Origin of the sequence: Nocardia sp. NPDC049149 (assembly GCF_043197455.1) — a bacterium.
Classification (GTDB): domain Bacteria; phylum Actinomycetota; class Actinomycetes; order Mycobacteriales; family Mycobacteriaceae; genus Nocardia.
This window is the reverse complement of the sequence record NZ_JBICTD010000014.1, coordinates 12,865-35,154: the sequence shown is the minus strand read 5'-3', so window position 1 is coordinate 35,154 and position 22,290 is coordinate 12,865. Positions and strand designations below refer to the sequence as shown.

At 67.7% G+C, this 22,290-nt stretch carries 18 protein-coding genes; 2 read left to right on the top strand and 16 right to left on the bottom strand.

Annotated features, from left to right (window positions below):
• Window positions 1-10: 10 nt before the first annotated feature.
• Genes ACGFNJ_RS39095 through ACGFNJ_RS39085 form a run of 3 tightly spaced genes read right to left on the bottom strand, consistent with a single transcriptional unit; the run spans window position 11 to window position 3,328 of the window.
• Entirely contained in the window at window positions 11-976 is a 966-nt protein-coding gene (locus ACGFNJ_RS39095; protein WP_393460640.1) for a carbohydrate ABC transporter permease, read from the bottom strand.
• A gap of 2 nt (window positions 977-978) precedes the next feature.
• The gene (locus tag ACGFNJ_RS39090; RefSeq protein ID WP_393460637.1) at window positions 979-2,340 is read right to left on the bottom strand and encodes an ABC transporter substrate-binding protein; all 1,362 of its coding nucleotides are present in this window, start codon (window positions 2,338-2,340) and stop codon (window positions 979-981) included.
• Window positions 2,327-3,328 carry a sugar-binding transcriptional regulator gene (locus tag ACGFNJ_RS39085; protein ID WP_393460634.1) on the bottom strand — a complete coding sequence of 334 codons (1,002 nt, stop codon included), beginning with the start codon at window positions 3,326-3,328 and terminating at the stop codon, window positions 2,327-2,329. The genes ACGFNJ_RS39090 and ACGFNJ_RS39085 overlap by 14 nt, the downstream gene beginning before the upstream one ends.
• A gap of 130 nt (window positions 3,329-3,458) precedes the next feature.
• Here ACGFNJ_RS39085 and ACGFNJ_RS39080 point away from each other — a divergent pair, with 130 nt between their 5' ends.
• Complete coding sequence (locus tag ACGFNJ_RS39080; protein ID WP_393461110.1) at window positions 3,459-4,928, top strand: mannitol dehydrogenase family protein; 1,470 nt, start codon at window positions 3,459-3,461, stop codon at window positions 4,926-4,928.
• Between the two features lie 4 nt (window positions 4,929-4,932).
• Here ACGFNJ_RS39080 and ACGFNJ_RS39075 read toward each other — a convergent pair whose 3' ends face one another.
• The 13 genes from ACGFNJ_RS39075 to steA all read right to left on the bottom strand — a co-directional run bounded on the left by ACGFNJ_RS39075 (window position 4,933) and on the right by steA (window position 20,155).
• Window positions 4,933-5,679 (bottom strand): acyl-[acyl-carrier-protein] thioesterase, encoded by a 747-nt coding sequence (locus ACGFNJ_RS39075; RefSeq protein ID WP_393460631.1) that lies wholly within the window; start codon window positions 5,677-5,679, stop codon window positions 4,933-4,935.
• Between the two features lie 203 nt (window positions 5,680-5,882).
• Complete coding sequence (gene der, locus ACGFNJ_RS39070; protein ID WP_393460628.1) at window positions 5,883-7,301, bottom strand: ribosome biogenesis GTPase Der; 1,419 nt, start codon at window positions 7,299-7,301, stop codon at window positions 5,883-5,885.
• Window positions 7,298-8,041: a (d)CMP kinase gene (gene cmk, locus ACGFNJ_RS39065; RefSeq protein WP_393460625.1), complete on the bottom strand. Its 744-nt coding sequence runs from the start codon at window positions 8,039-8,041 to the stop codon at window positions 7,298-7,300. The genes der and cmk overlap by 4 nt, the downstream gene beginning before the upstream one ends.
• On the bottom strand, window positions 8,041-9,468 hold the full coding sequence (locus tag ACGFNJ_RS39060) for a pseudouridine synthase (RefSeq protein ID WP_393460622.1): 1,428 nt from the start codon (window positions 9,466-9,468) through the stop codon (window positions 8,041-8,043). Before ACGFNJ_RS39060 ends, cmk begins: the two co-directional genes overlap by 1 nt.
• Before the next feature lie 9 nt (window positions 9,469-9,477).
• A complete protein-coding gene (scpB, locus tag ACGFNJ_RS39055) occupies window positions 9,478-10,203 on the bottom strand; it encodes an SMC-Scp complex subunit ScpB (RefSeq protein ID WP_393461108.1) in 726 nt (241 codons plus the stop codon).
• A gap of 707 nt (window positions 10,204-10,910) precedes the next feature.
• Window positions 10,911-11,729: a segregation and condensation protein A gene (locus tag ACGFNJ_RS39050; protein ID WP_393461106.1), complete on the bottom strand. Its 819-nt coding sequence runs from the start codon at window positions 11,727-11,729 to the stop codon at window positions 10,911-10,913.
• Window positions 11,730-12,688: 959 nt separating this feature from the next.
• Complete coding sequence (locus tag ACGFNJ_RS39045) at window positions 12,689-13,621, bottom strand: ParA family protein (RefSeq protein WP_393461104.1); 933 nt, start codon at window positions 13,619-13,621, stop codon at window positions 12,689-12,691.
• Between the two features lie 224 nt (window positions 13,622-13,845).
• Window positions 13,846-14,310 carry a cupin domain-containing protein gene (locus ACGFNJ_RS39040; RefSeq protein WP_393460619.1) on the bottom strand — a complete coding sequence of 155 codons (465 nt, stop codon included), beginning with the start codon at window positions 14,308-14,310 and terminating at the stop codon, window positions 13,846-13,848.
• Window positions 14,311-14,553: 243 nt separating this feature from the next.
• Entirely contained in the window at window positions 14,554-15,513 is a 960-nt protein-coding gene (xerD, locus tag ACGFNJ_RS39035; RefSeq protein ID WP_393460616.1) for a site-specific tyrosine recombinase XerD, read from the bottom strand.
• Window positions 15,514-15,519: 6 nt separating this feature from the next.
• On the bottom strand, window positions 15,520-16,179 hold the full coding sequence (locus ACGFNJ_RS39030) for an NUDIX domain-containing protein (protein ID WP_393460613.1): 660 nt from the start codon (window positions 16,177-16,179) through the stop codon (window positions 15,520-15,522).
• Window positions 16,180-16,183: 4 nt separating this feature from the next.
• Window positions 16,184-17,905 (bottom strand): CTP synthase, encoded by a 1,722-nt coding sequence (locus ACGFNJ_RS39025; protein WP_393460610.1) that lies wholly within the window; start codon window positions 17,903-17,905, stop codon window positions 16,184-16,186.
• Between the two features lie 77 nt (window positions 17,906-17,982).
• A complete protein-coding gene (locus ACGFNJ_RS39020) occupies window positions 17,983-18,927 on the bottom strand; it encodes a copper transporter (RefSeq protein ID WP_393460607.1) in 945 nt (314 codons plus the stop codon).
• 13 nt (window positions 18,928-18,940) lie between these two features.
• Window positions 18,941-20,155: a putative cytokinetic ring protein SteA gene (gene steA / locus ACGFNJ_RS39015; RefSeq protein ID WP_393460604.1), complete on the bottom strand. Its 1,215-nt coding sequence runs from the start codon at window positions 20,153-20,155 to the stop codon at window positions 18,941-18,943.
• Window positions 20,156-21,258: 1,103 nt separating this feature from the next.
• On the opposite strand from steA, the gene ACGFNJ_RS39010 reads away from it, so the two are divergent.
• The gene (locus ACGFNJ_RS39010) at window positions 21,259-22,176 is read left to right on the top strand and encodes a M23 family metallopeptidase (RefSeq protein ID WP_393461102.1); all 918 of its coding nucleotides are present in this window, start codon (window positions 21,259-21,261) and stop codon (window positions 22,174-22,176) included.
• Window positions 22,177-22,290: the final 114 nt, after the last annotated feature.

Below are 22,290 nucleotides of genomic sequence, written 5' to 3'. Positions count from 1 at the left end.
GCATGGGAAGTCATGCCGCCTCCTCTTTTCCGGTGAACGACTTGAACAGCAGGCGCAATGCCAAGGTCGCGACGATGGTGGTGGCGATGACGGTGACCACACCCATCGCGGCCGCCTGGCCGATGTCGAAGCCGAGAAAGGCGCGCTGATAGATGTAGAAGGGCAGGTTCGAGCTCGCGATGCCGGGTCCGCCCGAGGTCATCATGTACACCGCGTCGAAGGTGTTCACCAGGTAGATGGCGCCGAGCACGGCTCCGAGTTCGATGAAGCGGCGCAGGTGCGGCAGCGTGAGTTCCCGGAACACCGCGAACGAGGTGGCGCCGTCGACCCGCGCGGCCTCCACGATGTCGCGCGGCATCGACTGCAGCCCGGCCAGGATCAGCAACATCATGAACGGGGTCCACTGCCACACCAGGTCGGCCATCACCGCGGGCAGCGGATATCTGCTCACCCAGTCGATCTGGCCGACGCCGAACGGTTTCAGCACAAAATTGACCAGGCCGAAGACCGGGTCGAGCATGGTCGTCTTCCAGATCAGTGCTGCCGCAACGGGAGTCACCAGGAACGGCGTGATCAGCAGGGTGCGCACCACGCCGCGGCCGAAGAACGCCCGATCCAGCAGCAACGCGAGCAGCAGTCCGAGGATCACCGAGATGATGACGGTGCCGACGATCATGAGCACGGTGTTGAGCGCGACCTGCCGGAACTGACTGTCCCGGAACACATCCGCATAGTTCTGCAGACCGGTGAAATGTCGCGAGCCCGGTCGCACCAGGTTCCACGACTGCGTCGAGTAGTACAGCGTGAACACGAACGGCAACTGGGTGACCACGAGCATGAAGATCAGCGCGGGCAGCAGCGGACCTCGGCGGCGCCAGCCTTCGGCACGGGAAATCCGATCCCGGCGAGAGACGAGGCGCGGCGGCGCGGCGGCCGGTGCGGCTTGGGTGGTGCGCGCGGTGGTGGTTTCAGACATGACTACTGACTCTCTCGATACGACCGACCGACCACCTCGGCGTACTGCTGGGCCTGGTCGAGTGCGGCGCGGACGCTGATCCGGCCCGCGACCGCTGCGCTGATCTGCTGGCTCACCCTGGTACCGAGATCCTGGAACTCCGGGATGGTGAGGAACTGGATGCCCGTGTACGGAACCGGCCGGGTCCCTGGGTGTTCCGGGTCGACGCCCTCCATTGCCGACAACGTGAGCGGCCCGTACGCCTTCGAAGCCTCCCGATATTCGGGGATCTGATAGGTGGACTGGCGGCTGCCCGGCGGCACATGCGACCAGCCGAGCCGCTCGCCGACCATCCTGATGTAGGGCTTGCCGGTCATCCACGAGACGAATTTCCATGCGGCGTCGGGCTTGTCGCTGGTCTTCGGGATGCCGAGCGACCAGGTGTAGAGCCACCCGGAGTTCGGCTTCTCGCGCACCGGGGCGAGCGCGTAGCCGATCTTGCCGACCACCTTGCTCGACGCGGGATCCTCCAACACCGAGACGGCAGAGGTCGCGTCGTACCACATCGCGGTGTTGCCCTGGGCGAGCTGCGTGGCGCATTCGCCGAAGCCGCTGGTCGCCGCGCCGGGCTGGCCGTGCGTGCGCACCAGGTCGACGTAGAACTCCACGGCCCGAACAACTTCGGGGCTGGTGAGCTGAGCGTGCCAGTTCTCGTCGAACCAGCGGCCGCCGAAGGTGTTGATCACCGTGTTGAGCGGGGCGAGGGATTCGCCCCAGCCCGGCTTGCCGCGCAGGCAGATGCCGGAGCGCCCGCCCGCCGGGTCGTCGAGTTTCGCCGCCGCGGCAGCCACCTGATCCCAGGCCGGCTCGGCAGGCATGGTGAGCCCGGCCTGTTCGAGCAGGTCCTTGCGGTACATCAGGAACGACGACTCGCCGTAGAACGGCACCGAATACATAGAACCCTGATAGGACAACGACTTTCGCAGCGACGGGATGAAATCCTGCTCGTCGTAGCCCGGCGTGTTCCGCGCGTAGGCGGACAGATCGGTCAGCCAACCGTTTTCAGCCCACTGCGGCGTCTCGTAGTTGCTGATCATCACCACGTCGAATTCACCGCCGCCGGTCGCGACCGACGCGGTGATCTTGGCGCGAGCTTCGTTCTCCGACAGCGAAACGAACTTCAGTGTGGTGCCTGGGTTTTCGCGCTCGAACGCGCTCGACAGCGTGATCGCGTCGCGCATCTGCGAGTTCGACACGATGGCGATGGTGACCGGATCGCCGCCACCGGAGGTGAAGGTGCCTGCGCCCGCGCAACCACCCGCGGCGAGGACGGCCGAAACGGCCAGTGCCAGTGTGCGTTTTCTCCTTGGGCTATGCCTGCTCATCGGCCGCGCCCTCCTTCTGTTCCAGCAGCCACCGCGCGCATTCGAGGTCGGTGACGAGGATCTTGGCCAGCCCGCCGCGCAGTGCGCCGAGCGTGGCGTGATGTTTGGCCGCACCGCCGGAGATCAGCACCGTCGAGCGACAGGCGCGCACGGCGTCGAGACCGACCGAAACGGTGCGTGCGGCAAGCGATCCCGCGATGTCACTGCCGTCGGCGTGGAAGAACCGGCCGCCGATCTCGCCGACCGCGCCGAGGCCGTGCAGTTCGTCGAGGATCGCGGTGTCGAGGTAGCTGCCCTCGAACAGCGTGGTCGCGGTGGAGACCGTGCCGACGCCGAACATCATCACGTCGGCGGCGCGCCCGAGCGCCATCGCGCGGCCGAGCACCGAATCCTGCGCCAGCGCGGTGACGGTCGCGGAATCGGCGTAGAGCGGGGCGAGCAGCCGGACCGGCGTGGCCTGCAGGACGGTGGCGCAGCGGCCGAGGGTGTAGTCGACGCCGGTCTGGTAGTCGATCGAGGTCATCGATCCGTCCAGCTGCACGACGGTGGCGCAGCGCGCGGACTTCGTGCGCAGTTCGTGTGCGACGGCGATGGTCTCCGGGCCCCAGGTGAATCCGAGGGTGTCGTCGGGTTGCAGCCTGCGGGCCAGCACGCCGACCGCCGCACGGGCCAACGGCACCAGGCCGGACGGCGAGCCGTCGGGTATTTCGCCGAGCACGACGGCCTCGGTGAGGCCGAACGCGGCCTCCAGCTCCGACTCGACGTCGGTGTGCACGGCCGCGCGCAGGTCGTCGGGGACGCTGATCTCGATGCGCACCAATCCCTGCGCGCGGGCTCGTGCGATGAGCCTGCCCGCTGTCGGTCGCGAAACACCCAGTTTGGCCGCGATTTCGGCTTGCGTGGCGCCCTCGAGGTGATAGAGCTGCGCGGCCCGCAACGCGAGCCTGACGTCATCCGAGGCGCTCGGCCGGGATGGGACGGTGGCCACATGGCCTCCTCATCGAGTCCAGGCAGTGACTGAGCATCTGCTCAGCATGTGATCTACTGCTCATAGAGGGTAGCATCCGATTTGTGACGTACACAACATTTGTGGGGTGAGCATGACTTGGGACACAGCTGTGCCGCTGCGCGCCGCTACCCTGCGGGAGCTCGACTCCCGCATCGCGACACCGGCCTACGACCGAACCGGAATCAGCACCGGCATCGTGCATTTCGGGGTCGGCGGGTTTCATCGGGCACATCAGGCGATGTACCTCGACCGGCTGCTCAGCGCGGGCGACGCCAGGGAGTGGGGCATCTGCGGAGTCGGCGTCCTGCCTGCCGACCAGCGGATGCGGGACGCGCTGCGGGCGCAGGACGATCTGTACACGCTGTCCGTCCTCGCGCCGGACGGCTCGTGGACCACGCGGGTGATCGGCTCGATCGTCGAATACCTGTACGCGCCAGACGATCCCGAGGCGGTGCTGGCGAAGCTCGCCGACCCGGCCACCCGCATCGTTTCACTCACCGTGACCGAAGGCGGGTACCACTTCTCGGCGACCACCGGCGCGTTCGACCCCGACGATCCGGCGATCCAGGCCGACCTCGCGCCGAATGCGGTGCCCGCCACCATCTTCGGTCTGATCACCGAGGGGCTGGCCAGGCGCAGAGCACGCGGCATCGCACCGTTCACGGTGCTGTCGTGCGACAACATCGAGGGGAACGGGCACGTGGCACGCACCACGTTCGGCACGTTCGCCCGGCTGCGCAATCCCGATCTCGGCGAGTGGGTGGCGCAGGAGGTGTGCTTCCCGAACTCGATGGTGGATCGGATCACGCCGGTGACGCCGCCCAGTGCCGCGGCCGAGGTCGAGCGGCGCTACGGGGTGCTCGACCGGTGGCCGGTGGTCACCGAGCCGTTCACCCAATGGGTGCTGGAGGATTCGTTCACCCTCGGCCGTCCCGACTACGGCGCGGTCGGCGTGCAGCTGGTCGCGGATGTGGCGCCCTACGAGCTGATGAAGCTGCGACTGCTGAACGCGAGCCACCAGGCGCTGGCCTACTTCGGGTATCTCAGCGGGTATCGACTGGTGCACGACGCGGCACAGGATCCGGCATTTCGCCGATTCCTGTTGCGGTACATGGATATCGAGGCGACACCTACCCTGTTGCCGGTGCCCGGCGTCGATCTCGATCAGTACAAGCAGACGCTCATCGAGCGCTTCGCCAACCCGGCGATCGGCGATACCGTGGCGCGGCTGTGCGCGGAATCATCGGACCGGATTCCGAAATGGGTGCTGCCGGTGATTCGCCACCGGCTCGCCGACGACGGCGAGATCACCTGTGCGGCAGCGATCGTCGCCAGCTGGGCCCGCTATGCCGAGGGCATCGACGAGCAGGGCCAGCCGATCGACATCGTCGACCGGCTGCACGCGCGGCTCACCCCCCTGGCGCGCCGACAGCGCGAGGATCGCACCGCATTCCTCAGTGACCGTTCGGTATTCGGCGATCTCATCGACGAACCGCGGTTCGTGCGCGCCTACGTCGCGGCGCTGGATTCGTTGTATGCCAACGGAGCTCACGCCACGGTGGCGAAACTGGCCGGCTGACCGCTCAGCGCGGCATGATCCGGGCGACGGCGTGCGGTTCGTCGGCGACGGTGAACCAGATGTCGAGTGCCGAGCCGCTGCGCGTGGCGACCAGATGCACGCTGTCGCCGGTGCGCAACGGTTTCGCGTACTCGATGACGGCGCGATGCGGACCCGACTTCAGGTCGGCGTGGTCGGCCAGCACCTCCTCGACGCCGCTCAGGTAGACCGCGTTGTTGACATGATCGAGCATGTCGATGTCGGTGACGCGCAACGGGAAGGGCCGCACGTCCCCGTCGACCGGCGGCGGATCGCTCAAGGCGGCCTTCCAGCGCAGCCGGTGCTCGGTCGTGTGGGCCAGCATCGGCTCCAGGAAGCGGTCGCTCATCCGCGCGGGCACGCCGGATTCGGTGCCGAAATGGATGATGAAGGCCTCGGTCTCGATGAGCCCGCCGCTGCTGCCACAGATCTGCACCCGCATGTTGCACCAGCGGGTGGACAAGCCGGAACACCAGCGGCGCAGGGTGACCCGCTCGCCGAACTGGATCGGCTTCAGCACGTCGATCGCGGTGCGGCGCACCACCCAGCCGCGGTGGGTATCGCCATCCGGCACCGCGTCGAGGTGTTCGAACCCGATGTCCTGCAGATAGCGGGCGATGGCGTCGAGCCGAAGGCGTTGGTTGCCGTCGGTGTCGGCGAGGCGCACCGGCCACCCGGTTTCGAACGGGCTCACGGTGGTCGGACGTTCCGGCAGCACGCTGGGAATGACCATGTGCGGATACTGCCAGGTCGGCCCCGCCGCACGCACGGCGGCACGGTCAGAGTGTTGTGCAACACACACTGCGCCGGAGGTGCGACGCGGATCACTCGACGGGTTGATTCCGACCCGGGTGTGCGGCCGTTGGCTGGACGATCGGCACGAAAAACCCCGGGCGGCAATGCTCGATTGCCGCCCGGGGCTCGTGATCTCTCGACCTACTTCTTGTTGCGTTCCCGCTTCTCCCGGACGCGCACCGAGATACGCACCGGCGAACCGTCGAAGTTGAATTCCTCACGGAGCCTGCGCTCCAGGAACCGGCGGTAGCCCGCCTCCAGGAATCCGGTGGTGAACAAGACGAACGTCGGCGGACGGGTCGACGCCTGAGTCGCGAACATGACGCGGGGCAGTCGCCCGCCACGCATCGGCGGCGGCGTCGCCGCGACGACCTCTTTGAGCCAGTTGTTCAGGCGGCCGGTGGAGATGCGCTTGTCCCACGATTCGAGCGCGGTTTCCATGGCGGGCACCAACTTCTGCACCGCGCGGCCGGTGTGCGCGGAGATGTTCACCCGCTGCGCCCACGGCACCCGGACCAGATCCCGGTCGACCTCACGATCCAGCTGCAGCCGACGGTCCTCGTCGACCAGGTCCCACTTGTTGAAGGCAAGCACCAGCGCGCGACCGGAGTCGGCCACCATGCTGATCACCCGCAGATCCTGCTCGGTGATCGGCTCGGCGGCATCGACAAGCATGATCGCGACCTCGGACGCCTCCAGCGCCGCCTTGGTGCGCAGCGAGGCATAGAACTCGGTGCCGCTGGCATGGGAGACCTTGCGCCGCAAACCGGCGGTATCGACGAATTTCCAGATCTTGCCGCCCAATTCGACGAGCGAGTCGACCGGGTCGACGGTGGTGCCCGCGACATCGTGCACCACCGAGCGCTCGTCGCCCGCCAGCTTGTTCAACAGGCTCGACTTGCCCACATTGGGCTTGCCGACCAGGGCAACGCGGCGCGGGCCCCGCCCACCGGTGCCCTCGCGCGGGGTCTCCGGCAGCGCCGCGAGCACGTCGTCGAGCAGATCGCCGGTGCCGCGGCCGTGCGCGGCGCTGACCATCCTCGGCTCGCCGAGGCCGAGCGACCACAGTGCGGCAGCCTCGGATTCGACGCGCTCGTCGTCAACCTTGTTGGCCACCAAGATGACCGGGATCTTGGAGCGGCGCAGCTTGCGCACCGCCGCCTCGTCGGTGGCGGTGGCGCCGACCACGGCGTCGACCACGAGCAGAATCGCGTCCGCGGTCTCCATGGCCACCTCGGCCTGCCTGGCCACCGACTGCTGCAGGCCTTTGGCGTCGGGCTCCCAGCCGCCGGTGTCCTGCACAAGGAAACGACGACCGGACCAGTTGGCCTCGTAGGAAATTCGGTCGCGGGTCACCCCGGGGATGTCCTCGACGACGGCCTCGCGGCGGCCGATGATGCGGTTCACCAACGTCGACTTGCCGACATTCGGCCGCCCGACCACGGCGAGCGTCGGCATCGCCAGCTGCTCGTCACCGTCGAACTCGCTGTCGAAATCGACGAGCTCCCACTCGGTTTCGTCACTCCAGATGCCGTCGCCGGCCATCACGTCTTCCGTCATTGCGCGCCTCCCGGCCTACTCGTCGAGATCTGCTGCGCGACAACGCGATACAGCTCGTCGATGACCTCATCCATGTTCAGGTCGCTGGTGTCGACCAGCACCGCGTCGTCGGCCGGACGCAGTGGGGACACCTTGCGGGTGGAATCGAGGGTGTCGCGACGCTGCACGTCGGCGAGCACGGCCTCGTAATCGTCGCCGCGGCCCTCGGCGATGTTCTGCTGGTTGCGCCGGTGCGCACGGGCCTCCGCCGAAGCGGTCAGGTAGATCTTGGCGTCCGCGTCGGTCAGCACCACGGTGCCGATATCGCGCCCCTCGACCACGATGCGCTGTGCGGCCGTGGTGAGTTCGCGTTGCAGCGCGACCAGCAGATCACGGACCTCAGGCACTGCGGACACCGCGGAAACGGCCTTGGTGACCGCGTCGCCACGAATCTCCGAGGACACGTCCTCGCCGTCGAGCTGGATCACCTCACGACGCGGATCAGTGCCGATGGACAGCGGCAGCTCCTTGACCGCGGCACCGATGGCGGCCGCATCGGTCAGCTCGACGCCTGCCCGCAGCACGCGCAGCGTCGCCACCCGATACATGGCGCCGGTGTCGAGATAGCGGGCGCCGAGTCGAGTGGCAAGACGGCGCGAGACGCTGGACTTGCCGGTACCGGACGGGCCGTCCATCGCGACGACGAGCGGACTCGTCCCCGACAACAGACGCGGGGCCTCGACCGGAATCTCCACACCCATCACAACGACACCGCCTCGTAGAGTTTGCCGATTTCCGAGCGACCGAGCACGCGCAACGTGCCAGGGCGCTGGTCGCCGAGCGCGACCGGACCGATATTCGTGCGCACCAGCCGGGTCACCGGATGGCCGACCGCGTCGAGCAGCCTGCGCACGATGTGCTTACGCCCTTCGTGCAACACGAGTTTCACCAAAGAACGTCCCTCGCCCAATTCGAGCACCTGGAAGCTGTCCACCTTCGCGGGACCGTCTTCGAGTTCGATGCCGTCTTTGAGCTTCTTGCCGATCGACTTGTGCACCTCGCCGTTCACCGTCGCGAGATAGGTCTTGGACACCTGGAAAGACGGGTGCATGAGCCGGTGCGCGAGATCACCGTCGTTGGTGAGCAGCAGCAGGCCCTCGGTGTCGGCGTCGAGACGCCCGACATGGAACAGGCGCTGGCCCGCCGCGATGCGCTCGGCGACGATATCGCCGACACAGGGGCGGCCGAGATCGTCGGACATGGTGGACTGCCAGCCCTTCGGCTTGTTCAGCACCACATGCACCAGTTCTTCGCGCACCATCACGCGGGTGCCGTCCACGCGGACGACAGCGACCTGGGGATCGATACGCAAGCCCTGCTCGACGACGATGGCGCCGTCGACCTCGACGCGGCCCTGGGCGATCATCTCCTCGGCGGCGCGGCGAGACGCCACGCCGGCCTTGGCGAGGACCTTCTGCAAACGCTCGCCCTCGCCCCACGGCATCTTGACGTGGCCTTCCGAAGCGGCAGGCTCGGTGTGCTGGCGCTTGGCAGGCTTGGCGTTGCTAAGGTGCGGTGCCGAGGTGGTCTGGCGCTGCGGCTTGGGGTTCTTCTTCTTGCCGGTCGGCGCCGACTGAGTGGCGCGGCGCTGCGGGATGCCGCCACCCCACTGGGTCGCGCCCGGTGCCGGGCCGCGACCGGAGCCGCGAGAAGTGTTGCCGCCCTGCGAGTTTCCGCGCTGAGCGGTGCCGCCCTTGGGGGTGTCGGTGCGGCCGCGGTAGGAGTCGCCTTCGGTGCGACCGCGATAAGCGTTGCCGCCCTGCGCATCAGCGTTGCGCGAGCCGCCACGATAGGCGTTGTCGCGAGCGTCGCCGCGATAAGCGTTGCCGCCCTGCGCGTCAGCGTTGCGCGAGCCGCCGCGATAAGCGTTGCCGTCCTGCGAGTTTCCGCGGTAGGCGGCGCCGCGCGAGGTGGCTGACGAGGCGCTGCCCCGGTAACCGGGCGCGCTCTGCGTGCCGCGCTGGGCACTGCCCTGGGCGGACCCGCGGTAGTCGCCGCGCGAAGCGCCGCGTTCTGTTCCTCGAGCCGCACCGCGGGTGCCTGCGTCTCGGGCTGCGCCGCCCCTGACGGGCTGGTCGCTGCGTTTCCTACGATCCGGTGTGCCATCTCGGCGAGCGGGCGTATTCATTTTGTCCTGTCATTCTTCGGATCCGAGGTCCAAATCGGCCTCGGCGGGTTTCTTCAGCCTGGTGTAGCGGGGGTCCGTATCCAGGCTCTCGTTGATCTCGTCGATCAGGTCGACGCCGGGGAGCAGCGGCGCCAGTGGCGGCAGGTCGGTCAGCGACGCGAGACCGATCCGTTCCAGGAACAGTTCGGTCGTGGCGTACATCGTCCCGTTGGTTTCCGAGTCGATGCCTGCCTCGGCGATCAAGCCCCTGGCCAGCAGCGTGCGCATCACCCCGTCGACATTCACGCCGCGCACCGCGCTGACCCTGGTCCGGGTCACCGGCTGACGATATGCCACCACCGCCAGCGTTTCCAACGCCGCCCGCGTCAACTTGGTGCGGGCGCCATCGAGCAGCACCCGCTCCACATATGGCGCGTACTCGCTGCGAGTATAGAAGCGCCACCCGTCCCCCACGAAACGCAGATCGATCCCGCTACCCCGCGCGGACAGCTCAGCGGACACCTCCCGCAACACGCCGTCCACCCGCTCGGCGGTGTCGTCGAGGGCCGCCGCCAGCTGCTCTACCGGGGCCGGAGCGTCCACCACGAGCAACATCGCCTCCAGCGCGGAGCGGAACTCGTCGTCCTCGAGACGCTCAGGGGTGAACTCCGACACTGTGTCGTCGGCAACGTCGGATGAGTCGTCGGTGGCACCCGGAACCTCAGCCGAGTCATCGGCGGCTGGGGCATCGGACAAGCCGATGACAGCCGGCGCATCGGCCGAGTCGGCGGCGGCGGTGTGCTCGGCACTATCTGCAGGACGATCAGAAGCGTCCGCAGCGTCGAAGTCTCCGGACGCCGAGCGGGCATCGGACGAGTCAGCTGTGTTGCGTTGAGTCGAGTCGTCGTCAGTTCGGTCCACGGACAACGGGGCGTCCTCGGACTGTTCGCCAGCGGCACCCTGGCCGCGGCTCGGCACCACATTGTCAGCCGCGTCCCCGAGTTCGGCAGACGTTCCCGCAGCGTCATCCAACTCCGCTGCCTCGCGCGCGGTGGTGCTGCTGTTGTCGTTCGGTGCGACCGACAATTCGGTATCGGACGCTGCTGCTGAGTCGACGAAACCGGCGGCTTCTTGCTCGGCGTCGCCAGATTCGGCTACTTCATTGCGAGCAGTCGTGTCGCCGTCGCTGGGCTGCGTCGACGAGGCGGCAGCCGCCGACTGCTCGGCGGCCTGCGTCCGATCGGTGCCGGGCGCCGATCGCACCTTGCCGCTCGACGCGGTCGCGACCCGTCCGCTCGACGCGGTGGCGACGCGGCCACTCGACGCGGCCTGGCTCGCGGACGCGGCTCGCTCGGTGTCGGACTCGGCGGCGCCTTCCGACTCGATGGTGTCGGACTCGCGTGGTTCGTCGAGTGCGGCGTCGACGGTCTCGTCGTTGACGACCGCACCTTCGCTGCGCTCGGTCACCCGTAGTCCTCCTCGATTGTCACGACTTCGGTGGGTTCGCCCGGTGCTTCCTCGCCGATCCAGCTGATCGACAGCTGGCCGAGCGGGTCGGGCTGGTCGAACTCGATCGTCTTGCCTCGGTACAGCTCTAGCAGTGCCAGGAAGCGGGCGACGATCTCGATCGGCACGTCGCAGTCGGCGACCAGTTCGCCGAACGTCGTCCAGCCGCCTCTGCCGCGCAGCTTCAGCCGTTCGAGCACGAGCGCGGCCTGGTCGGCGACCGAGATGGCGTGCGCGTGCAGATGGTCGAGGCCGACCTTGGGCACCGGGCGAGGCCGGAAGGCCGCCGCGGCGATCGCGGCCAACTCATGCGCGTCAACTCCCAGCGTAACCTCGGGCAGCAGGTCGGCGAAGCGCTCCTCCAGGCCGACCGCGCGCGGGTATCGCCGCAGCGCAACGGCCTCCAGTTCGCCGAGCAACTCGGCAACCTGCTTGAACGCCCGATACTGCAGCAGCCGGGCGAACAGCAGGTCGCGCGCCTCGAGCAGTTCGAGATCGTCGGCGTCGGTCACCTCGCCCGACGGCAGCAACCGCGCCGCCTTCAAATCGAGCAACGTGGCTGCGACCACCAGGAATTCGGTCGTCTGGTCCAGAATCTTGTCTGCCCGCAACGCCTGCGTCGCCGCATTGTCGGACAGCGCCGCAGTCAACGCCTTCGTATAAGCAATGAACTCATCGGTGACCTGATGCAACGCCACCTCGGTGACGTCCAACTTCCGCGAACTGATCAACGTCAACAACAGATCAAACGGCCCCTGAAAATTACTGAGCCGCAGATGAAACCCAGACTTCTCCTTACCTGCCTCCCCCGCCCCATCACCAGCGGCACCCGAATCCCCGGCCGCGGCACCATCGCCCGCGCCCGCACCATTACCAGCCGCGTCGGCGCCATCGCCTACAACAGAAGTCTCGTCGGCGGCTTCACCCGCCACGACCGCGGCGGCATCACCCGCAGCGTCAGCAGATTCGCCCGCGACGGAAGCATCGTCGACGCCATCGCCTGCCACGCCAGCAGCGTCATGCCCCACAGGGGCCGCCTCGCCCGTGGCAGTCGAATCCCCGGTCACAGCAACATCGCCCACGCTCGCGACATCACGCTCGGCCGCCACGATCGCGGCGGCACCATCACCAGCGGCGACAGCAGCATCACCAGCCACGTCAGCAGCGTCGTGCCCTGCGGCGGCTACCTCGCCCACCGCAGCGGCAGCGGCCAACCCAGCCTCGGCAGCGCCTGCTACACCGGCGGCGTCATGCCCGTCGGAGTCCGCACTGTTCGCGGTAGCCATATCCTCGAACGTAGCAACCTCATCCGGCGCGAACGCGGCACCGGCCACGGCGTCAACGGCATCGCCAGCAGCATCGCCTGCCACGCCAGCGGCGGCGTGCCCGCCAGAGACCGGACGATTCGCGGCGACCGAATCCTCGGACACAGCAGCCTCGTCCACCGCAATCGCGGCATCAGGCTCGGCCTCGGCTGCCACGGCGGCGGCGTCGAACTCGGCGGGAACCGCGCGGTTCGCGGCGAACGTGTCGGGTACGTCGGGGTTGGCGTCGGTGGGGGTTGCCGCGGCAGCCGATTCACCATCGCTCGAAGTCACCGCATCGGCCTCGTCCGAATCGTCGGGGCGGGCGGCGGCCCGCTCGAGCAGGTCGCCCGGTGCGAGGTCGTCGCCGATGGCGAACCCCGAGCCGGGCGTATGGGTGGTGGAGGATGGCGCGGGTTCGTTGCTGCCGATCACCGGCCGGACCGGTGGATGACTTCCCGCGCCATCGCCCGATATGCTTCGGCCCCACCGGATTTCGGTGCCCAGGTGGTGATCGGTTCGCCTGCGACGCTGGCGTCGGGGAATCGGACGGTCCGTGAGATCGCCGCGTCGTAGACCAGGTCGCCGAACACCTCGACGACGCGCGCCATCACTTGGCGCGAGTGGAGTAGTCGGGCATCGAACATGGTGACCACTATCCCGTAGAGGCTCAGCCGCGGGTTGAGCCGGTCGCGCACCTTCTCCACGGTGTCATTGAGCAGCGCTAGCCCGCGCAGCGAGAAGTACTCGCATTCCATCGGAATGATCACACCGTCGGAGCAGGCCAGCGCGTTGACGGTCAGCAATCCGAGCGACGGCTGACAGTCGATGATGATGTAGTCGTACTGGTCGCGCACGGGTTCCAGTGCCCTGCCGAGGGACTGCTCCCTACCGACCTCGTTGACCAGCTGGATTTCCGCGGCCGACAGGTCGATGTTGCTTGGCAGCAGGTCCAGGTTCTCGACCCGGGTCTGCATCAGCACATCGTCGATCGATCCTTTGGAGCCGACCAGCAGGTTGTGCACGGTCAGGTCCAGATCGTGGTGCGCAACACCCAATCCCGCCGACAGCGCACCCTGCGGGTCGAGGTCGACGAGCAGCACCTTGCGCCCGTATTCGGCCAGCGCGGCACCGAGATTGATGGTGGAGGTCGTCTTGCCGACGCCGCCCTTCTGATTGCACATGGCGACGATGAGGGCATCGCCGTGCCGCTCGACCGGTGGCGGGTCCGGTACCAAGCGCAGTGGACGCCCGGTCGGGCCGAGCGCCGCGTCCTCGGTGGGGAGATCGGCGCCTAAGCCCCATAGGGTTTCGGCCGCCGGTACCGATTTCGGACCCGGATGCGGCTCCGCCCCAGCACCCATCGGCGGCTCTGCCGCTCCGGCTGATGTCACGATCCGCTGCTCCTTATACGTTCCTGCCCGTTGCCTCGCCGAGCGTAGCGGGGCCGATCAGGCCCGACCTCGCTTTCGTACGGTCCAGCTCTCGATAGACGCTACCGCTTACGAGCGCGCAAGTGCCGCGACGCGCGCGGCGTGTTCGCGGCACCACGCCGGGCCGCGAACAGCAGAACGCTACCGCGTTTCGGTCAGCGCCACTCCGCGTCACCGTCGAAGTGCACGTCGAAGCGGTCGTGCAAGTCGTCCATGCTGTCCCATTCCGCCTCCCCGCGGGCAATCCGGCCCAGCTGCCGGAAGTACTCGAATCGGACGATACCCGGTGTCAGCACTGCCAAAAACTCGGCGGGTCCGTCCGCCGACGCGCCGAAGGCGTGCACGACGCCCGGCGGCACGACGACCAGTCCGCCTTTGTGCACCGAGCTCAGTTCGCCGTCGACGAGAAACTCCATGGTGCCGTCGAGGATGTAGAAGATTTCGGTCGACTGCGTGTGGTGGTGCGGCCGTGTGCCATTCGCGCCTGCGGCGAGCACGAGACGATTGGCCCCGAACAGCCCCTCGGACTTCTCACTGTCCTCCAGCAGCTGGAAGGACCCGCCCCCGGGCAACTGCACCGTTTCGACATCGGCCGCCTGAACGATGAAAGACTTTGCCATTCAACTCACCTCACTCATGCCGGCCACACAGCGCAGCCCTCAGCACAGCAATCCAACCGGACCTCAGTCCGATTTCTTCCGCGCCCTGAACAAGCGACAGATAGGGCGCAGACCACAGACCGTCCGTACCGTTCACAGAGGCTGTACGCCCTGTGAACCGTATGCAAGGCCTGTGAGACTCGTTGGCCCGCAGCGGGTCAGGGGCGCGTCAGAACGGGAGGGGGTGGGGATCGAGCGCGGCGGCTAGCGGGCGCGGGGGTGGGCGGTGGCCCAGACCTCGCGGAGGGTGTTGACGGTGACCAGGGTGTAGATCTGGGTGGTCGTCACCGAGGCGTGGCCGAGGAGTTCCTGGACGACGCGGACGTCGGCGCCGCCTTCGAGGAGGTGGGTGGCGAAGGAATGCCGCAAGGTGTGCGGTGAGACAGTGGCGGCGATGCCTGCGCGTTCGGCCGCGGTCTGCAGCACCTGCCATGCGCTCTGCCGCGACAGCCGTCCGCCGCGCGCATTGAGAAACAGCGCGCCCGCGTTGCCTTTTCCGCTCGCGGCAAGCACCGGCCTGCCGCGCACCAGATACGCGTCGACCGCGGCGAGCGCGGGCCTGCCGATCGGCACCATGCGCTGCTTTCCACCCTTGCCGCGGAGCACGACGGCACGATCGTCGGTGTCGATGTCGTCGACGTCGAGGCCGACCATCTCCGAGATGCGGGCACCGGTGGAATAGAGCAGTTCCAGCAGGGCACGGTCGCGCAATCCGCGCGGACCGCCGTCGTTGCCCGGCGTTACCGCCGAATCGTCCACCGCGGCACCGCCCGCCGCCTCCAGCAACTTCAGCACCTCGGCGTACGGCAAGGCCTTGGGCAGCCTGCGTCCCGGGGCGGGCGGCTTCACCGCATGCGCGACATCGGTCACGGTCATGCCTTCGGCCGCGGCGAAACGATGCAACCCACGTACCGCGATCAGCGCGCGGGCAACCGAACTCGCGGCCAGCGGCGGATGCTCGGCGCCACCAGCCCGCAACGCCATGGTGAACTCGGCGACATCACCCTCGGCGACCTGATCGAGCGCGGTGATGCCGCGCCCGGTCAGGAAGTCGAGATACCGTCCGAGGTCACGCCGGTACGCACCGAGGGTGTTGCGCGCGACACCACGCTCGACCGTCAAATGGTCGAGATAGGCGTCCAACTCCCGCGGGAGCACCGGCATCCGGCGTCAGTCCGCGGACCGCTGAGCCGCCTTGCGGCGCAGGAACGCGGTGGGCTGCCCGGGCCACGGCGCGTCGGCCGCCCGTAGCTCGAGACCATTCGCACGCGCCGCGGCGAGCGCGAGCACCCCGGCAACGGCGGTCGCATTGACGATCTCCCCGGCCAGCGCCGCACGCACCGCCTCGGCGACCGGCATCCGCACGATCTGCAGGTCGGCTTCCTCGAATTCAGGCTCGGGCTGGTCGGTTTCGTATAGCCCACGCGCGACATACACCCGCAGTGCCTCATCGGTGAACCCGGGCGACAACGCCACATCCACCAGCACCGCCCATTCCCTGGCGGCCAGCCCGGTCTCCTCGGCCAGCTCGCGCTGCGCGGCGACGAGCGGATCCTCGCCGGGCAGATCGAGCAAGCCCGCGGGCAGCTCGAGCAGCCGCCTGCCGATCGGGTGGCGGTACTGATTGATCAGCACCACGTTGTCGTCATCATCGATGGCGGCGACAGCGACGGCGCCGTGGTGCTCGATCACCTCGCGCTCGGCGATCTTGCCGCCGGGCATCCGGACCTGATCGAGCCGCAGCGCGAGAATCGCGCCGCTGTATACGGTCTCGCTGGAGACCGTCTCGAAAGCGTGGCCGCCCGGTTGGGCGGGTCCCTCGTCGCTCATCGCCCTACGCCTGCTCGGTCGCGCCCGCGAATTCCTCGTCCGGAATGTCGACCGGAAGGCGTTCGGCCAGTTTGTAGGTCAACGCCGCCGCCACCAATGCCGCGAACAGCGGATGCGGACGAGTCGGCCTGCTCTTCAACTCGGGATGCGCCTGGGTGGCGACGAAGAACGGGTGCACATCGGCGGGCAACTCGACGAACTCCACCAGGTGCCCGTCCGGCGAGGTGCCGCTGAACCGCAGACCGCTCTCGGCGATCTTGTCGCGGTAGGCGTTGTTCACCTCGTAGCGATGCCGGTGCCGCTCGGACACCTGCTCGCTGCCGTACGCCCGCGCCACCACCGAACCCTTCGCCAAGGTGGCCGGGTAGGCGCCGAGCCGCATGGTGCCGCCCAGATCCGCCTCGCCCGCCACGGCCTGCTCCTGATCGGCCATGGTGGAAATGACGGGATGCGGGGTGTCCGGCTCGAATTCGGCCGAGTTGGCCTCGACCAGACCGACCGACCGCGCCGCCTCGATGACCACGCACTGTAAGCCGAGGCACAAGCCGAGCAGCGGAATCCCGCGGGCGCGGGCATAGCGGATGGCGCCGACCTTGCCCTCGATGCCGCGGATGCCGAAGCCGCCGGGGATCAGCACCGCGTCCACGTCACGCAACGCGGCCTGCGCGCCCGCCGGAGTCTCACATTCATCCGAAGGCACCCAGCGAATCTGGACCTTGGCCCGCGAAGCGAACCCGCCCGCGCGCAGCGCCTCGGTGACCGACAGGTAGGCGTCAGGCAGATCGACATACTTGCCGACCAGCGCGACCTCGACCGTTTCGCGCGGCGAATGCACCCGATCGAGCAGGTCGCCCCACACGGTCCAGTCCACGTCGCGGAACGGCAGGCCGAGCTTGCGCACCACGTAGGCGTCGAGGCCCTCCCGGTGCAGCACGCGCGGGATGTCGTAGATCGACGGCGCGTCCGGCGTGGAAATGCAGGCGTCGACATCGACGTCACACATGAGCGCGATCTTGCTCTTCAACGCCTGCGGCACCTCACGGTCGCAGCGCAAGATCAGCGCATCGGGCTGGATGCCGATATTGCGCAACGCCGCCACCGAATGCTGCGTCGGCTTCGTCTTGAGCTCGCCGGACGGCGCCAGATACGGCACCAGCGACACATGCAGGAAGAAGACGTTGTCCCGGCCGACGTCGTGGCGGATCTGGCGAGCCGCTTCGAGAAACGGCTGCGACTCGATGTCGCCGACGGTGCCACCGATCTCGGTGATCACCACGTCCGGAGTCTGACCCTGCGGGTCAGGAGCGCTCATGGCGAGCACCCTGCTCTTGATCTCGTCGGTGATGTGCGGGATCACCTGCACCGTGTCGCCGAGGTATTCGCCGCGACGCTCCTTGGCGATCACGGTCGAATAGATTTGCCCGGTAGTCACATTCGCGTCCCGGGTCAGGTCCCTGTCGAGGAACCGCTCGTAGTGACCGACATCCAGATCGGTCTCGGCCCCGTCTTCCGTCACGAAGACCTCACCATGCTGGAAGGGATTCATGGTGCCGGGATCGACGTTCAAGTAAGGGTCGAGTTTCTGCATCGTGACGCGCAGTCCACGCGCCGTCAACAGCTGACCGAGGCTGGAGGCGGTAAGACCTTTACCCAATGAGGAGGCGACTCCACCGCTGACGAAGATGTGCTTCGTGGCCGTTCGCGCCTGATTCCGTGTATGACCCACGGGTCTTCACGGTAACACGGATCAGTCGTCCAGATCGAACGCCACGCTCGTTTGCTGTGAGATGGCCGCGGCGCCGCCTAACGCGGAGCTGAGGCGAGAGTGAGGGAGGTCGCTTTGTTGCCGGTTCCGTATCGGCCGGTGCCGCCGTTCAGCTGTTCGGTCAGGGCGAGGACGGTGGTGACCCGGCCGATTTCCCGGTCGAGGTTGTCGACGGTGCTGACCGTGGTGGCGAGTGCGCCGTCGGAGCGGACGACGGCGAGGGGGCCGGGGGTTTCGGCGGCGCCGGAACGGCCGGCGAGGACGACGCCCGCGCCGCGGCCGCGGAGGGCACCTGCAAAGCGCGCGACGTTGGCGCCTTGGCTGTTCTCGGCGGACTTGGCGCCGTTGCCGGTGATCACCACCGCGAGTTGGGCCGGGCGCACGGGGGTGTCGCCGTAGGCGAGGAAGCCGCCGCCGCGCAAGGTCTCCAGGACGAGGCCCAATTCCTGTGGGGTGCCGCGGGTTTGCCCGTTGGCCGGATCGAGCAGCAACACCAGGCCGAGAAGGTCGCCTGCCATGCTGCCCTGATCGACTGCGCCGGTGCGCAATTGGGCGCCAGCGGGGATCACGTTGGTGACCGTGGTGCGCATCCGGTCGCCCTCGGTGGCGTCGGTGAAGGCATCGGTGAGCGCGATGCGGCCGGTGATCGCCGCGCCCGAAGTCTCCAGCGACTTCGTCACGCCATCGATGTCGGCGGGGTCGGCGTCAGGGGTGGTGAACACGACGGCGGTGCGCTCGGCGAGTGTCCCGCCGAGGATGCGGCCCGCGGAGCCCGCGATGAAGCGGTCGGCCGCGTTCAACTCGTCGGTGAGGCGCCGGTTCTGCTCGGACACCGTGTCGACCTGATGACGCAGATCCGACTTGTCCGCGCGCAAACCGGACAGCAGATCCGCGGCCAGCGTCTGCGAGCCGAGCACGACGCCGATGGCGAGCGCCAAGAAGATCGCCACGATCGAGACGGCGTGCTGGCGTAACGAAATCATCGTTCTCCCTTGGTCATTGAGTGCCGGCGCCGACTAAGCCCTGCGCCCACAGTGCAAAACGATTCCAGGTGTCTGCAGCCCAGCCGATGGCGTCGGTGCCGGTGTTCGAGGCGAGCAGCACGACGATCACCGCGACCAGGGCGGCGAGCACCACCAGCGCGACACCGATGCCGGACACCCGATTCCGATACAGCGTGGCGACGGCCTTGGCGTCCATCAACTTGGTGCCGAGCTTGAGCCTGGTCAGGAAGGTGGCCGGGTTGCTCTCGCGGCGGCTCCGGTCGAAGAAGTCGTCGAGGGTGGCGGCCGCGCCCGCGGTGACGATCAGCGACGCGCCGTGATGGTGCGCGAGCAGCAGCGCCAAGTCGGCGGGCGAGCCGGAGGACGGGAAGGTGGTCGCGCCGATGCCGAGGTCCTGGATGCGTTCCAGGCCCTTGGCGTGGCCGTCGGTGTCGGCGGGCAGGATCACCTCGGCGCCGCATTTCAGTGTGGCGGTGCTGATCTCGTCCGGGTCGCCGACCACCAGGTCGGGCCGGTAGCTGTGCTTCATCAGGGTGTCCGCGCCGCGGCCGACGCCGACCATGATCGGCACGTACTCCTTGATGAACGGCTTGAGCTTCTTCAGATCCTCGACGTGATCGGGACCATCGGCCACCACGACCACATGCCGGTGCTTCATCGTCAGCTGCAGCTCCGGCACGCCGATGCCGTCGATGAGCAACGCGCTCTCGGTGCGGATGAACTCGATGGTGTTGCCCGCGAACGCCTCCAGGTGATCGGCCAGCCCGTTGCGCGCCTCGATCATCCGCTCCGCGATATCGGCTGCGGTGAGCTCGATGCCCTTGACCAGGGCTTCCGGCTCCTTCTTCGTCACCTTGTCCGCGTAAACGACGCCTTCGTCGATGCGGACCTTGACGCCGTCCTTGATCCGGCTGAACGCGTCCGAGCTCACCGTGTCCAGCAGCAGAATCCCGTTGGCCACCAGCACTTCCGGGCCCAGGTTGGGGTAGCGGCCGGAAATCGACGGCGAGGTGTTGATCACCGCGACCACCCCCGCCTCGACCAGGCGATCGGCGGTGAGCCGGTCCAGATCCATCTCGTCGAGAATGACGACGTCCCCCGGTCCGACGCGCTTCAGCAGGCGCCGGGTATTGCGATCCACCCGGGCGATCCCGGTGAGGCCGGGCAGCGTTTCGGTGTTCCGCGACAACAGCGCCAGCATCTTCATGGCCCCGATGCTGCACGCAAACCCTCAACCGTTGGTGGAGGCGCGCCGTACCGCCTACCACATTCGTCACTGTGACCACAACGACACGACGCGTGACACGCTGGGAAAACTCGGCCGAGAGAGCGGTGCGTGCGGCGTTTCCGACACCAAACTATGGCGACCATCACAGTTCTGTGCCTATTTCGCGTGCCTAACGAGCGAGACCGCTACCGTTTCGTTACCGTCGACCGATATCCACGAACCCCTCGATGTGACGCCGTAAAGGACGACTGCGTGATGCTCCCCGGAAACACCACACATATCGGACGGTTGCGTCAGAGACCAGACGTTTCCCCCATATGGGCGGGTTCTGGACATTCCCGACAAACGCGGTCGGCTCGATGAGTCGATACGAGCAGCTGAAGTTCGATCAGCAACTCGCATTCGAGCGGCGCACCTCCGGCGACGCTCAGCAAAGTCATGGCTATCACGCGCGGAGGGCCAATCCGCTGGCGGCCGAAGATCAGTGGCCAGCGGCGGGCGATCGGTGGGGTTTTGCCGATGATCAGTGGGCGGCGGGGGATCAATGGGGCCTGTCGGAGGGGTATCAGTCGCTAGACGACCAGTGGACATCGGCGAATGACCGCGAGGCGATAGACGATCAGCGGCCATCGGCGAACGATCGCCAGGCGGCAGGCCAATGGACATCGGCGAATGATCGCCGGGCGGCAGACCAAAGGACACCGGCGAACGATCGCCAGTTAGTAGACGATCAGCGGCCACCGGCTGCTCGGCGGCCGAAGGATAATCAGCACGCGTCCAGCGCTCGCCGTTCGACGGACAATCAACGAGCCTCGTCGAGTGATCGCTGGCCGCAGTCGGCTGCTCGGCGAGCCTCGTCCGACGATCGGCGGCCATCCACCGACAACCAGCGGTCGTCATCGAACAATCGCTGGCCATCCACCAACCCGGCTTCGTCGGACCGGCGATGGCCGACATCCGACTACCCGCGAGCATCATCCAGTGATCGGCGGCCGTCCGCCGACAACCCCCGGCCGTCACCAGATGATCGGTGGCCGTTGTCCAACGACCCACGGCCATCACGAGATGACGGCAAGCAGGCGTTGTCGAATGCCAACCAGCCGTCAGCGGACGATCATTGGGCCTCGGGTGATGGCCGGTGGGCATCGTTCGATGACGAGTGGCCGTCGGCAGATGATCAGTGGCTGTCCTCGAATGATCCGTGGCCGTCGCCGCGTGACGCGGAGTCCGGGTCGAATGATCCTGCGCATTGGTCGAATACGGATCGGCCGGTGCAGCGCACACGCCGCGGCGGCAGGCATCGAATGCCGCCACCGCCGTCCGCGCTGAAGGGTCGGGCCGCCGTCGTCGCGGTGGCCGCGGGAGCTTTCGTCGCCGCGATCCAAACTGCCGCGGCCAGCACGGACCACCAAGCACCGGCGCAGAGCGTCGAACCGATGGCGATGGGACAACGGCAAGTCGCCGACACCGCACCGGACAGCGTCGACCCTGGCTTGCTCGACGAAGGTCCGGTCGGCCTCGGACAATTCGCCGACATGCTGCACAACGGCGACAAGGTCGCCGAGGACATCTCCGCGGCGGCCGACGCGAAGCTGCGCCCGCTGTTCACCAAGTTCACCACCGGCGTCTTCACCTCGGGTTACGGAATGCGCTGGGGCGCACTACATGCCGGCGTCGACGTGGCCGCACCGATCGGCACCCCGATCGTCGCCGTCGAGGACGGCACCGTCATCAGCGCGGGCCCGGCCAGCGGGTTCGGTATGTGGGTGCGCCTGCTCGGCGACGACGGCACCATCACCGTCTACGGCCACATCAACACCGCACTGGTGTCGATCGGCCAGCACGTCATGGCGGGCGACCAGATCGCCACCGTCGGCAACCGCGGCGAAACCACCGGCCCGCACTGCCATTTCGAGGTCTGGCTGAACGGCACCGACCGCGTCGATCCCCTCCCCTGGCTGGCCACCCGCGGCATCAGCCTCGGCCCCGAACGCGACTGACCGCAGAATCCCGCCCCTTCCGGAGTTGGTCAAGCGATCATGGGGAACTGGTGTAGGCATCGCCCAAGCCACCTGCACCAGTACCCCCTCGATACGAACCCCGCCCCTGCACAC